The sequence below is a fragment of the Paenibacillus albiflavus genome (assembly GCF_004344915.1).
Lineage (GTDB): Bacteria > Bacillota > Bacilli > Paenibacillales > NBRC-103111 > Paenibacillus_AM > Paenibacillus_AM albiflavus.
On the sequence record NZ_SKFG01000020.1, the window covers coordinates 17,130 to 29,775 of the forward strand.

A 12,646-nucleotide genomic window follows, 5' to 3' on the forward strand; every position below is an offset into this window, starting at 1 on the left:
TTGGTTAAAGGAAACAATCGCAGATACCTAAATTGTATGATTTTGCAGGATAATAGCGAAATATGTCGAATAAATAGTTAAACCGATGGAGGGGGATGATCATGTTGAAACGTCACGTAACACTCCAACAAGCTGCAGTAGACGGTAAAAAACTGCATATCATATGTAAGGACAGAAGAACGGTTATAGGCGTAGCTGAACGATATGAAGATGGCTACGTTAAGATTAGACACAATGATAGAGTAACCTATATCCTATTTACCGATATAGACAAGATCTATAATATAAAGCAAAAACCCTACTAACCTTTATTGGTTGGTTTTTTTTTAACTCGAAGGTGTCAAGATTGTCGAGATTGTTTCTTTAATAAACGATCATATTCATTTAAGGCTTCATCTAATTTTTCACTAGCGGCTATTACCTCTGAATCGGTTAATTCTTTGTTCTGTACGATTTCATTTAATTCTTTTCTAAGTACTTCAATTTGACCTGTTATTTTGTTTAATTTAGAAGTCATAATCCATCTCCATTAGTGGTTTAGGTTTAGACTTCCCTCAAATACTTAAATTATTTGGATAAAAAGTAAGCTGCCGAGAACTTTCTCGACAGCTTGAGGGTTCCTCATGTGAACCCTAAATACTTTCCATAGTACTAGGCTCTAATATCAATGTTACCGCCAAGATTAGGTTGGACGCTCTGCTCGATCATTTTGACGAGATCTTGACTAACCTGAGTAGCTTGATCGGTAGACATTTTTAGCAGTCTTACATTAACAGCTTGAGAAAGACTACTTTGTTTCATTGCAGTTGATAATCCAGCGATGTCCATGAAGTATGCCTCCTAGTAGTAGATATTCTATTTATATCGGTTGAAGGTTTGTAGATTATAAATCGAGCAAACCTCCATAGTAAAACTATCGTATTTAACTAACTAAAAATGATAGATATGTTTGATTATATATAGTAAAACCCCTTTAAATAAGCTTATTCAACCTAAGTAAAATTAATTTCGGAAGAAAAATGAATAATAATTTAGTAAAATATATTGACTTTTTAGTATAGTAAAAATATAATAAAAACGTGAAATTGATAACGCTTACATCGTGTCAGACATGAATGTAGAACAGGAGTACAGCATCTATGATTTGCAATCAAATTAGAATAAGGGGTGCATCTCATGCAAAAAATGAAAGGAAAGTCGTGGTTTATTCTCGTCATTCTCTCAATGTTATTCCTGTCAGCGTGTGGAGGGACGAAGGGATCGGCGCAAGATGGTAAAGAAGCAAGCAAAGTAACGTTACGATTCGCAACCTGGGATTCAGAAGAAAATCTAACGCTTCAACAGCAAATAATCGATAAATTTAATGAATCTCACCCGAACATTACCATCAGCTTGGAAGCGTACGGCAGTGAGTATGACACGAAAATTGCTGCTGGGATGGGTGCTAAGGATGCACCTGATGTGATGTACATGTGGAATTACCCAACTTACAAGAATGCTTTGGAGCCGCTCGATAGCTACATCGAGAAAGAAGGAAAAGGATTCAAAGACAACTTTTTTGAAACACTTTGGAATTATAATTCAGCAGATGGAAAAGTACTAGGATTGCCGGTTGGATACACGACTCATGTGATTTATTACAGCAAGGATATATTCGACAAGGCTGGGCTGCCTTATCCGAAGAGCGATTGGACGTGGAAGGATTTGCAGGAAACTGCCAAGAAGCTGAACAATCCGAGTGAGAACATCAGCGGATTTGCATTCACAGGAAAACCCGATCCATATGATTTTGAAATGTTTTTATGGGGTAACGGAAGCGCATACATTGATGATAAAGGCAATTTAAAGGGTAATGCAAACAGTGAGAAATCCATTGAAGTATTGACGATGTTCCAGAACATGTTGAAAGATGGCTATGCGATTGCAACTGAAGGTTCAGGCTCTACGGAGATGAAATCTGGCAAAGTTGCTATGTTCGGTAATGGATCTTGGTCAATCGGTGGCTTGAAGGATGCAGGGATTAACTTCGGTGTTGTTGAAATGCCTAAGTTTCCTAATGGGAAATCTGTTAGCATAGTATCTTCATCTGGTATCTCGGTGTCCAAGGATTCGAAGAATAAGGATGCTGCATGGGAGTTTATCAAATTCTGGACGAATGAAGAATCGAACAAGGCACGTATCGATTATGAGCTGCCAGTGCTGAAGAGCGTGGTTGAGAGCGAGAAGCTTCAGGAGGATGAACTCAAGCGTGTATTCTACAACATGCTCGAACGGAGTGAGGGTTTCACGCCTGCTTCGTACAAGGTAGAGAACTGGAGTGAAGTCGCAGATAGACTAGGGCTTGTATTCGAGAAGATCTTTAATCCAAGCACCTTGACGGATCCGAAATCAGCTATAAATGAAGCTGTGCAATAAATGATGTTGACCAAAAGGGGTGTATACACCCCTTTTCTTTCTATAGGTTTGAAACAGTCCACATTTATCACATGTGATACATTAGGAGGCTAGCCATGGAACATGCTGTCAAGCGACATAAAAAAGTTCGCAGTTTGGAAAAATGGACACCGTTTTTATTCATTTCACCTTGGATCGTCGGCATAGTGGTATTTACGATTGGACCGTTATTTTTCTCATTGATTATGAGTCTTTTTGATTGGCCAGTCACTTCGTCACCTAAGTTTGTTGGATTGGACAATTACACTAAAATGTTCACGAGTGATCCTCAATTCTACAATTCATTGACCATTACATTGAAATTTGCGGCCTTCTATGTACCGTTGAGTTTAGTTGTTTCGTTAATTTTGGCTTTGCTGATCTCTCAACCTGTCAGAGGGGCTAAAGTATTCCGAACGATATTTTATTTACCTGCTGTTTTGTCTGGTGTTGCCGTATCAATTATTTGGGGATGGATTTTCAATAGCAAATACGGCATTTTGAACTATGCCCTATCCTTGCTTGGTATTGAAGGACCAAAGTGGCTTGTTGATCCCAAAAGTGCTATCTTTACCATCGTTATTGCCAGCGCATGGGGAGTTGGTACGATGATGCTTATATTTTACACGAACATTAAGAGCATTCCGCAAGATCTGTATGAGTCAGCAGCGATTGACGGGGCGGGTCCTATAAAGCAATTTACAAGCATTACACTGCCACTTATTACGCCAACCTTATTTTTTAATTTAATTACATCAACGATTTCTGCTCTGCAGCAATTATCACTTGTCTTATTGCTAACGAGTGGCGGACCGCTCAAGTCTACGTATTTCTACGGATTATTCGTATACAACAATGCATTCAAGCATCATAAGCTCGGATATGCAAGCGCTAACGCTTGGTTCATGTTTATCATCATACTGATATTGACTGCACTTATTTTCAGATCTTCATCTACATGGGTATTTTATGAGAATGAAGTTAAGAGTGAGCGCAAACGTGGAGGTAAGAAAAGATGAAAACATCCAAAGGGTATAAAGTGATTGTTTATCTGCTGCTAATTATATTTTCTGCTTATTTCCTGTTTCCATTTCTCTGGATTGTATTGACTGCTTTCAAGACTGAAGCGGAGGTTCATCATTTTCCGCCGAATTTCTTTCCTGACAAGATGCAATTTGTGAACTTCATTAATGCTTGGAAAGCTCAACCTTTTGGTCTATACCTCAAGAATTCCGTGTTAATCACGGTATTGACAACACTTGGACAAGTATTATCTTGTTCGCTGATCGCTTACGGATTCGCTAGATATGACTTTAGGTTTAAGAATGGACTGTTTATTCTGCTTCTAGCTACGATGATGATTCCTTGGGACGTAACCATGATCCCGTTATATATGCAATTCAACATGTTTGGATGGATCAATACGTTAAAACCGCTCATAGTACCATCCTTTTTTGGATCCGCTTACTTTGTATTTTTGCTGAGGCAGTTTCTGATGAATGTACCAAAGGAATTGGAGCATGCAGCTAAGATTGACGGTGCTAATGATTTGCAAACCTATTGGAAAATATTTATGCCGATAATGAAAGCACCGTTGACGCTTATTGCCGTACTAAACATGCTATCGGTATGGAACGATTACTTGGGTCCGCTAATCTTTCTGCAGGATCGAACCAAGTATACGTTGGCGCTTGGACTTGCATCGTTTAAGGGTGTTCACGAATTGCAGATCCTTCCGATTATGGCGATTACCATTATCATGATGATCCCGCCAGTAATAGCGTTTTTGTATGCTCAAAAATATATAGTTGAAGGAATTAGTGGAGCCATAAAATAACTTCTTAGAATAATGATAGTGGAGGAAAGTACAATGAAACGAGTACGAAAAAGATGGGAAGATTTTCAGCTGCCACATATCAATCGTAAAGATGCAGTTGCAAGTTTTAGTCGGTACAAGTCAAGAGAGCAAGCTATTCTTATGGATAAACGCCAAAGTACTGGTTATCAGAGCCTTGATGGATTATGGCGATTCGTTTATCTCGAAGCTCCAGAATTGTCCCCGGAGGGTTTCTGGCGTACAGGGTTTGATGCAAGCGGATGGAATGAGATTCCTGTCCCGTCCTGCTGGCAGATGCAAGGCTACGGAACGATGAGCTATACCGATCTGTACTACCAATTTCCTATTAACCCTCCTTATGTTCCGACAGACAATCCTACAGGGATATACAGGCGAACATTTAGAGTCGATGAAGTCATGCCTGGCAATCGTTTGATATTAAAATTTAACGGAGTCGATAGTGCTTTTGATGTATGGGTAAATGGAGAGCATGTTGGTTACAGCAAGGTGAGTCGTCTTCCTTCTGAATTCGATATGACCGATTATGTGCTGTCTGGTGACAATCAGCTTACAGTTCGGGTCTATCAATGGTCCGATGGTACGTATTTGGAAGATCAGGATATGTGGTGGCTTAGTGGCATATTTCGCAGTGTAGAAATGTATCAAATACCTCAATATGCAATTGAAGATTGTTACGTTGTGACGGATTTCGATCAGATGTATCAAGACAGTGAGCTGCTGGTGAAGTTAAAGCTCACCAATTATACGGAGACGACTCAAGATGTCGTTGTAGCCTGTGAACTGCTGGATGATCAAGGCATGATAACGAATCATTTCCGCCAAACGTTCACGACTGCAGCACAATCGAAGTCCGATGTCGAGCTGACGGAGATGATCTGCTCGCCTAGGAAATGGACAGCGGAAACTCCTAATCTCTATCAATTGCTGATTACGTTGTATGAAGGAGAACAGGTTGTTGAAGTCATCCCGGTTCGTATTGGGTTCCGCAAGATCGAAATCATAAATGGAAACATAACGGTTAACGGAAGAGTAATTATGCTGAATGGAGTTAATCGTCATGATCATGATTCAGTAGAAGGACGTACCGTTACTGAAGAAAGTATGCTGAAAGACATTTTGTTGATGAAGCAGCATAACATCAATGCCGTTCGTACTTCTCATTATCCGAACAACGAAGTATTCTATGATTTGTGTGATCAGTACGGTTTGTATGTCATTGACGAGGCAGACTTGGAATGCCACGGATTTGAGCTGACGGGCAGATACGACTGGATTGCTAATAATCAGTTGTGGGAGCAATCGTTCGTTGATCGGGGAGAACGCATGGTGCTGCGTGATCGGAACCATCCCTCTATTATAATGTGGTCGCTTGGCAACGAATCGAGCTTTGGCAGTAACTTCACAGCGATGTATCATGCCTGCAAAAGGCTGGATGATACAAGACTTGTTCATTATGAAGGGGACAGACAAGCGATTGTGAGTGATGTCTATTCCTCCATGTACACGAGACTTGAGGCTTTGAAGGTGATTGGACAAAATAACGAGGGTACAAAGCCTCATATCTTGTGCGAATACGGACACGCAATGGGCAATGGACCAGGCGGTTTGAAGGAGTATCAAGATGTGTTCCGGCAGTATAAACGATTGCAGGGAGGCTTTATCTGGGAATGGTGCGATCATGGGATTATGCAAAAGGATGACCAAGGCAATACCTATTATGCCTATGGAGGAGATTTCGGTGATGAGCCGACCAATGGAAACTTCTGCATCGATGGCTTGGTATTTCCTGATCGCACGCCGTCTCCAGGGTTGCTGGAATACAAGAAGGTCATCGAGCCAGTAAAGAGCTACCCCATAGATTTAGCAAATGGCCTAATTGAGATCGAGAACCTCTATGATTTTCTTGATCTGAGCCATTTGAATATGGAGTGGAAAGTGGTATGCGACGATCAAGTGATTGCTCAAGGAAGTCAGGAGCTTGGCAGTATTCAACCAGGGGAGAAGAGAACGGTGCAGTTGTCGTATGTAATCGAAGAGATTGCAGCGAATACAGATTACTATTTAACCGTTCAGCATGTCCTGAAAGATGATGCACCATATGCGGCAAGAGGATTTGTGTTAGCTTATGAGCAATTTAAGCTTCCGTATTATCGAGTGGAACTGACACCGCGTCCAAGAACAGGTCAGTTAAGCGTTAGGAGAGATCAGGTCTATACGACGATTTCTAATGAACAGATTGAGGTTGTATTCCATCATGTATACGGTTATTTGCACAGTTATCGAAGCAATGGGATGGACTTGATCGAACGCGGACCTCGTATGACGATGTGGCGTGCGCCGATCGATAATGATATGTATAAGTTAGAAGACTGGAAGAAGAAATATTTTCTGCATCTATCAAGTGAGCAGTTAACTAATTTTGAAGTGACTGATCATGGAACCTATGTGGAAGTGTTGATTAACACGTATTTTAGTGCTTTGAACCAAGGCTTCGGCTTCGATATCGAATATTGTTACACGATCTATAATGATGGAACTGTTCAGCTGCAGCTGTCAGGTACCCCTATCATTCACTGTAAAGAAGTACCCTCTATGCTGCCAAGATTGGGTATTGAAATGTTTGTACGCAAGAGCCTTGAACAGCTGACCTGGTATGGCAGAGGTTTCGGTGAGAACTATGTCGACAGCAAAGAAGCATCGATTATGGGCGTTTATTCTGTGAATGTTGCAGACCTGCATACGCCATATGTGTACCCGCAAGAGAATGGAAACCGCACAGATGTGCAATGGTTCAGTATGTCCAATCTCGAGACTGCACTTATGACCAAAACCAAGCATGGCTGTGAAATGAGTGTTCATGATTATACGACGGAGGCACTGGAGCGGGCTAAGCACAGGCATGCGATTGATTCAGCACCTTATAATGTCGTTCATATCGATTACATGCAATCAGGACTGGGCAGCAATAGCTGTGGACAAGAACAGCTTCCTCCATATAAGCTTGGACTGCAGCCATTCGAGCTCCATGTAGAGTGGTCCGCGATTACACACGGTACGGAAATAGCAGCAAGTAAGCAATGTTACGAAGATTAGGAGGGGAAACTTGTGTTATTGGATATTTCCAGCATACCGTTCAGCCGTTACGGTTCATATTTCGCATTTTCCCTAGATAAAGATACCAATCAATTGGTTCTGCGAGATTTGCATGGTGGGGATGAAGCGCCAAGCACCATTTTTGTCCTAAAGCTTATGAAGGGTGGAGAAGCTATCCCCTATGAACTTGTTGTATCAGAAACGAGGCTTCGCATCGTGCACAAGTTCAATCAAACTGAATATGCCGAGCTGTGCATCAGTGATGAGGATATCATTCATGCTCGATTAGCAGGAGTATCTTTGCAGTTGACGGCTGTGAAATCCCGCTATGACAGTTTGATGCCCTATGGTCTCAATCAATGGGAATATCATCTGTATTCAAAAGAAATCAAGCTGATGTTCACCTTGCTTCAAGGTGACGCCGATATCCGAGCTCCGTGGAAATTTGTCGGGAACGAATCGATTGAAATCATAATGAACCCTAATGATGAGGTGTGCAGCTTCGTTATTGAGAGTTATAAAACGGTATGGAAAAAGAAGACGTATGAGGATTATATACAAGCATGCGAACGTGTGGACACCCATTATAAGCAGTGGCTGCAGGATATGCCTGTGGTCCCTGACAAATATGAGCCTTCTCGTGAGTTAGCTGCTTATATTACCTGGTCTTGCGTGGTTCATCCGGAAGGCCAGCTCAAAGACTATGCCATGTACATGTCGAAGAACTGGATGTTCAATATATGGAGCTGGGATAATTGCTTCAATGCGATGATGCTGAGCGCTAATCGTCCTGAGCTTGCTTTGGCTCAGCTAGATCTTTTCATAAGGCATCAGGATGAAAGCGGGATATATGCAGACTTCATCAACGATAAATTTCTATCCTTCAATTGCTGCAAACCGCCTATTCATGCATGGGCCTTCAAGAACATGAGAAATCAAAACTCATGGTTCGATGATAAAGCTATTGTCGCTCGCATGTACGACAGTTTGACGAGGGCGACGAACTATTGGCTTGAGCATCGTCGTGCCGATGCTTCCTGTCTGCCAGTCTATAATCATGGAAACGATTCAGGCTGGGACAATGCCTCAATCTTTCATCATGGCATCCCGGTAGAAGCCCCTGATTTGGCTGCTCACTTGATTCGCCAGATGGATATATTGAGCGAAATGGCTGTGGAACTTCAGCTGGAGGACGAAGCGACGGCGTGGAAGGTAGAGGCTGATAAGCTGTACGGGCTCTTGCTAGAGCGATTGGTTCAAGATAGTCGATTCGTAGCTAGATATGCTCCAGAGGACCGTATTATTGAGCATCAAGACAGCTTGATCTTGATGATGCCGATCATTATCGGATACAGATTGCCTCAAAATATAGTTGAAACTCTTGTGAATACACTCGTTGATAGATTTGAAGCAGCCTTTGGTCTATGTACAGAGAGCCATGCCAGCCCGTTGTATCGTGAGAATGGGTACTGGCTCGGCCCAATCTGGGCACCAGTCACTTATTTATTCATTGATGCGCTTATGGATAATGGTTATAATGAATTTGCAACTCGATTGGCTTGTAAATTTATGGATCTAACACTTGTCGGTGGCATGGCAGAAAACTTTGATCCCGTTAGTGGAGAGGGTTTGGTTGATCCAGCCTTTACGTGGACATCAAGTGTATTCCTGATGCTAGCTGGGCAATTTTCTTCACCTTGGAGGGAAATTGGATGAGAAAATATGCTGGTGAAATCGGTCTGCTTTTAGTTGCCATCATCTGGGGGAGCGGATTCGTCGCCAGTGCGGTCTCATTAGAATCACTATCTCCTTATCAAGTGATGGCTATTCGATTCTTAATAGCAGCCTTGTTAATGTCGGCTATATTTATGAAATATTTCAAAGCATTGAAGAGATCTACAATTGGAGCAGGCGTTGTATTGGGTGTAATTCTCTTTCTTGCCTTTACCCTACAGACAGTAGGCTTGCAATATACGACTCCATCGAAGAATGCCTTTTTGACGGCTGTCAATGTTGTCATTGTCCCATTCATCGGGTTTGTATTATATAGGAGAAAGCTGGATAAGTATGGATTGATCGGTGCTTTGCTCGCTGTAATCGGGGTTGGCATCTTATCTCTCCAATTCAATTTTAGCCTTAATATCGGTGATGTTCTGACTATACTTTGTGCAGTATGCTTTGCATTTCACATCTTTTTCACAAGTGAATTCGTGAAGAGGCATCATCCGGTCGAAATAACGATTATTCAGATGATCGTAGCTTTCCTGTTGTCTTTGCTTGTCGTTGTGTTGCGCGGGGAACCAGTGCTACCCGTCAATATGGATAGCAAGGGGATTATGGCTGCAGTTTATCTAGGCATCTTCAGTACCACGATAGCCTTCTTGTTACAAACTATAGCGCAGAAATATACTAGCGAAACCAAAGCAGCCATTATTCTTTCCACGGAAGCATTGTTTGGTACCTTATTTTCCATTATTATACTAAGTGAAGTGCTTACATTGCGTATGGTGATAGGTAGCATCCTGATTCTTGTAGCGATCATTACGGCAGAAACGAAGCTAAAATTTATACAAAATAAGATGAGTAGGCGGTATTATGGCGACAATTAAAGACATTGCTGATCAAGCCAATGTTTCCATTGCGACTGTTTCCAGAGTGTTGAATTATGATGAAACGTTGAATGTGTCCGATGAAACGAGACAAAGGGTTTTTGAGGCAGCAGAGCAATTGTCTTATCAGAAGTCAAACAAGAAATGGCGTAAACGGAAGTTTAAGATCGGTCTCTATTATTCATACTCACTTGAAGAAGAATTGAGCGATACATACTATCTTTCGATTCGCGTCGCATTGGAGAAGAAGCTGCAGTCGGAAGGGCTGAAGGTGCATCTCATCCGAAGCAGTGATCAGCTTGAACAACTGAGATCAATAGATGGGATCATCTGTCTGGGGATTTTTTTTCCGGAAGATATTGAGAAGATCTCAAGTTTCCAAAAGCCTGTCCTCTTTATGGATTCATCCCCGAATGAGGATCTGTTCGACTCTGTTGTTATTGATTTTACTAAGGCGACAAAGAAAGCATTGAACTATCTGATCGAGCTCGGTCATACGAAGATTGGCTTTATTGGTGGCGTAGATACGGATAAGAACGGCAATCATTATTCTGATTTACGTCAGGAAGTTTTCGAGAATTATTTGAAAAGTAAGGATTTATATTGTGAGGACTATATCAAGATAGGGGGCTATAATCCAAAGGACGGCTACTTGTTATTAAAAGAGTTGCTTAAGCTGGAGGAGAAGCCAACGGCCGTGTTCGTGGCAAATGATACGATTGCGGTAGGTCTGTATAAAGCATGCTATGAACTTGGATATCGCATCCCGGAGGATATAAGCATTATCGGCTTCAACGATATTTCAGCTGCCCAGTTTATGGTTCCACCTCTCACGACCATTCGCTTGAACACCGAATTTATGGGAGAGACCGCAGTTTCACTTATGCAGGAGCGTCTGATGTCTGAACGGGAGATCTGTATGAAGATTACGATTCCGACAAAGCTGATTATCCGAGAGAGCACCAGAGAAATACAGTGATTGCATCATCTTAAAAAGCAAAAAAGAAACCCAACGTTTTAAACAAAAACGTGGGTTTCTCTACATTTTGGGGACCTTTCGAGGTCCCTTTTTTCATAAAAGTCACTTTTTTTTCCAAATCGATTGCTCAATTTTGTTGTAAATTTTTAAAATGCCTTCTAAGAGTTTTTTCGCTGGCGACCACTTCGAAAATACAAGGTGAATAAGAAGAGCGCATAATACGCCATTAACCATTCCAGTAGTCACATCAAGCGGGTAATGTACACCTACCCACACTCTTGAGAATGATATGGCAGCCGCAAGTGCCAACCACAACCAACCTTCTTTTCTACGATAGAACCAAATCGACATCGCAATCGCAAATGATGCTGTCGCATGGTCACTTGGAAAAGATGCATTAACTGCATGAGGTACAAGCTGGAATACTTCATGAGCCACAAAAGGGCGATCACGGTAGAAGAAGTCACCTAATACAACGCTGATACCCAATCCAATAGCTGCAGATACGAGAGCAACGAATACCATTCTCCGATTTTTGTCAGTGCGTGTAAACCAATAAATAATAACTGCAGCATAAAATAAGTATTCAGCCCGACTTGCCAGAAATATCATTATTGGATTTAGAAAAGAGATTTTCTCAGTGAGATTATTAATTAATTCAAACAATTGATAGTCCAGTTGAAGCATATGAAGAAATCTCCTTTTTGATTTAATATGCAGGATAAGACACGAACTACATCATAACACAATGTAAAATTCAAAACCATTAATCTTAGATTAAGTTTTTGAGAAATTATCTCTAAAAAAGATTGTGCCTATCTTCACAAATTCCACATAGTTTTGTAGTACGATAATAATGTAGTCATCCACAGGTATTGATTCGAATGGAGGTGTACAATATGAAAACGAAAGTGATAGCAATCTTAGGTGCAACAACCCTAATGCTTGGAATTGGAACTGCTTATGCTGCTGAGATCGGTCCAGATACGTTCAGAGACATGATTCCATTCATGAAAGAAATGCATCCAAATCTGAATGATAACGAGCTAGAGCAGATGTATAATGATTGTCACCAACGCTTAGACAGCTCCAGCAATCGGGGCATGATGCGTAACAATGCTATGATGCAAAGATCAAATCCCGGAACGTTGTAATGCTCCCGTCGTGAAAGAAGTAGAACCTCCTTGTCCTTCTTGATTGAAGGAATGGAGGTTCTTTGTGTGCGTATGATAGAGTTTATGATGTTCTCACCTTACGAATCATTTGATTCAGCACTTCCGACAGCACTAAGCCGATTGCTATTGAGCCTGAGATCAAGAAGGCTTGTGCAGCTAATTGAAGCGCGGTGTTGTAGTCATTCTCGACGAAGCGGCGCATAGCGTCATATGCCATTCCGCCAGGTACAAGAGGGATGATGCCTGCTACGCTGAAGATGATGACGGGAGTTTTATATATTTTGGCAGCCACCAAACTGATCAGTCCGATCACGAAGGTGGAGGTTAGTGTCGATAGTACGGTAGTGGAGCTAGTAAAGCCGAGCAGGACGTAGACGATCCAACCGACCGTGCCAATGAATCCACATAATAACAGGGAACGTTTAGGGGCATTAAATAGAATGCCGAAGGCTGCAGAGGCGATGAAGCTTGTCACAATCTGCTCGATAATCATTATGCG

The 12,646-nt window shown here is 41.6% G+C and carries 13 protein-coding genes; 9 read left to right on the plus strand and 4 right to left on the minus strand.

The window, feature by feature from the left end; all coding sequences use genetic code 11:
* Positions 1–101 precede the first annotated feature (101 nt).
* Entirely contained in the window at positions 102–305 is a 204-nt protein-coding gene (locus tag E0485_RS17430) for a DUF6897 domain-containing protein (protein ID WP_132419357.1), read from the plus strand.
* A 35-nt stretch (positions 306–340) separates the two neighbouring features.
* Here E0485_RS17430 and E0485_RS17435 read toward each other — a convergent pair whose 3' ends face one another.
* Positions 341–517 carry an aspartyl-phosphate phosphatase Spo0E family protein gene (locus E0485_RS17435; RefSeq protein WP_132419358.1) on the minus strand — a complete coding sequence of 59 codons (177 nt, stop codon included), beginning with the start codon at positions 515–517 and terminating at the stop codon, positions 341–343.
* A 134-nt stretch (positions 518–651) separates the two neighbouring features.
* The gene (locus tag E0485_RS17440; protein WP_132419359.1) at positions 652–828 is read right to left on the minus strand and encodes a YjfB family protein; all 177 of its coding nucleotides are present in this window, start codon (positions 826–828) and stop codon (positions 652–654) included.
* A 348-nt stretch (positions 829–1,176) separates the two neighbouring features.
* On the opposite strand from E0485_RS17440, the gene E0485_RS17445 reads away from it, so the two are divergent.
* The 7 genes from E0485_RS17445 (at position 1,177) to E0485_RS17475 (ending at position 10,972) form a co-directional block, all read left to right on the plus strand.
* Positions 1,177–2,415 (plus strand): ABC transporter substrate-binding protein, encoded by a 1,239-nt coding sequence (locus tag E0485_RS17445; RefSeq protein WP_132419360.1) that lies wholly within the window; start codon positions 1,177–1,179, stop codon positions 2,413–2,415.
* A 95-nt stretch (positions 2,416–2,510) separates the two neighbouring features.
* Positions 2,511–3,452 (plus strand): carbohydrate ABC transporter permease, encoded by a 942-nt coding sequence (locus tag E0485_RS17450; RefSeq protein ID WP_132419361.1) that lies wholly within the window; start codon positions 2,511–2,513, stop codon positions 3,450–3,452.
* Positions 3,449–4,270: a carbohydrate ABC transporter permease gene (locus E0485_RS17455; protein WP_132419362.1), complete on the plus strand. Its 822-nt coding sequence runs from the start codon at positions 3,449–3,451 to the stop codon at positions 4,268–4,270. Before E0485_RS17450 ends, E0485_RS17455 begins: the two co-directional genes overlap by 4 nt.
* A gap of 33 nt (positions 4,271–4,303) precedes the next feature.
* On the plus strand, positions 4,304–7,384 hold the full coding sequence (locus E0485_RS17460) for a glycoside hydrolase family 2 TIM barrel-domain containing protein (RefSeq protein WP_132419363.1): 3,081 nt from the start codon (positions 4,304–4,306) through the stop codon (positions 7,382–7,384).
* 12 nt (positions 7,385–7,396) lie between these two features.
* The gene (locus tag E0485_RS17465) at positions 7,397–9,100 is read left to right on the plus strand and encodes an amylo-alpha-1,6-glucosidase (RefSeq protein ID WP_235857612.1); all 1,704 of its coding nucleotides are present in this window, start codon (positions 7,397–7,399) and stop codon (positions 9,098–9,100) included.
* Positions 9,097–9,993: a DMT family transporter gene (locus E0485_RS17470; RefSeq protein WP_132419364.1), complete on the plus strand. Its 897-nt coding sequence runs from the start codon at positions 9,097–9,099 to the stop codon at positions 9,991–9,993. The genes E0485_RS17465 and E0485_RS17470 overlap by 4 nt, the downstream gene beginning before the upstream one ends.
* Positions 9,980–10,972: a LacI family DNA-binding transcriptional regulator gene (locus tag E0485_RS17475; RefSeq protein ID WP_132419365.1), complete on the plus strand. Its 993-nt coding sequence runs from the start codon at positions 9,980–9,982 to the stop codon at positions 10,970–10,972. The genes E0485_RS17470 and E0485_RS17475 overlap by 14 nt, the downstream gene beginning before the upstream one ends.
* A 102-nt stretch (positions 10,973–11,074) precedes the next feature.
* On the opposite strand, the gene E0485_RS17480 is transcribed toward E0485_RS17475, so the two are convergent.
* Entirely contained in the window at positions 11,075–11,659 is a 585-nt protein-coding gene (locus tag E0485_RS17480) for an undecaprenyl-diphosphatase (protein WP_132419366.1), read from the minus strand.
* A gap of 212 nt (positions 11,660–11,871) precedes the next feature.
* Between E0485_RS17480 and E0485_RS17485 the strand changes: the two genes are divergently transcribed.
* Positions 11,872–12,126: a hypothetical protein gene (locus E0485_RS17485; RefSeq protein ID WP_132419367.1), complete on the plus strand. Its 255-nt coding sequence runs from the start codon at positions 11,872–11,874 to the stop codon at positions 12,124–12,126.
* A gap of 82 nt (positions 12,127–12,208) precedes the next feature.
* On the opposite strand, the gene E0485_RS17490 is transcribed toward E0485_RS17485, so the two are convergent.
* Positions 12,209–12,643, minus strand: a complete 435-nt coding sequence (locus E0485_RS17490; RefSeq protein ID WP_132419368.1) for a threonine/serine exporter family protein — start codon at positions 12,641–12,643, stop codon at positions 12,209–12,211.
* Positions 12,644–12,646: the final 3 nt, after the last annotated feature.

What these genes read in the sequence shown, in the direction of transcription:
- E0485_RS17430 (WP_132419357.1), top strand. Translation starts at nt 102, where the DNA reads ATGTTGAAACGTCACGTAACACTCCAACAAGCTGCAGTAGACGGTAAA.
- E0485_RS17435 (WP_132419358.1), bottom strand. Translation starts at nt 517, where the DNA reads ATGACTTCTAAATTAAACAAAATAACAGGTCAAATTGAAGTACTTAGA.
- E0485_RS17440 (WP_132419359.1), bottom strand. Translation starts at nt 828, where the DNA reads ATGGACATCGCTGGATTATCAACTGCAATGAAACAAAGTAGTCTTTCT.
- E0485_RS17445 (WP_132419360.1), top strand. Translation starts at nt 1,177, where the DNA reads ATGCAAAAAATGAAAGGAAAGTCGTGGTTTATTCTCGTCATTCTCTCA.
- E0485_RS17450 (WP_132419361.1), top strand. Translation starts at nt 2,511, where the DNA reads ATGGAACATGCTGTCAAGCGACATAAAAAAGTTCGCAGTTTGGAAAAA.
- E0485_RS17455 (WP_132419362.1), top strand. Translation starts at nt 3,449, where the DNA reads ATGAAAACATCCAAAGGGTATAAAGTGATTGTTTATCTGCTGCTAATT.
- E0485_RS17460 (WP_132419363.1), top strand. Translation starts at nt 4,304, where the DNA reads ATGAAACGAGTACGAAAAAGATGGGAAGATTTTCAGCTGCCACATATC.
- E0485_RS17470 (WP_132419364.1), top strand. Translation starts at nt 9,097, where the DNA reads ATGAGAAAATATGCTGGTGAAATCGGTCTGCTTTTAGTTGCCATCATC.
- E0485_RS17475 (WP_132419365.1), top strand. Translation starts at nt 9,980, where the DNA reads ATGGCGACAATTAAAGACATTGCTGATCAAGCCAATGTTTCCATTGCG.
- E0485_RS17480 (WP_132419366.1), bottom strand. Translation starts at nt 11,659, where the DNA reads ATGCTTCAACTGGACTATCAATTGTTTGAATTAATTAATAATCTCACT.
- E0485_RS17485 (WP_132419367.1), top strand. Translation starts at nt 11,872, where the DNA reads ATGAAAACGAAAGTGATAGCAATCTTAGGTGCAACAACCCTAATGCTT.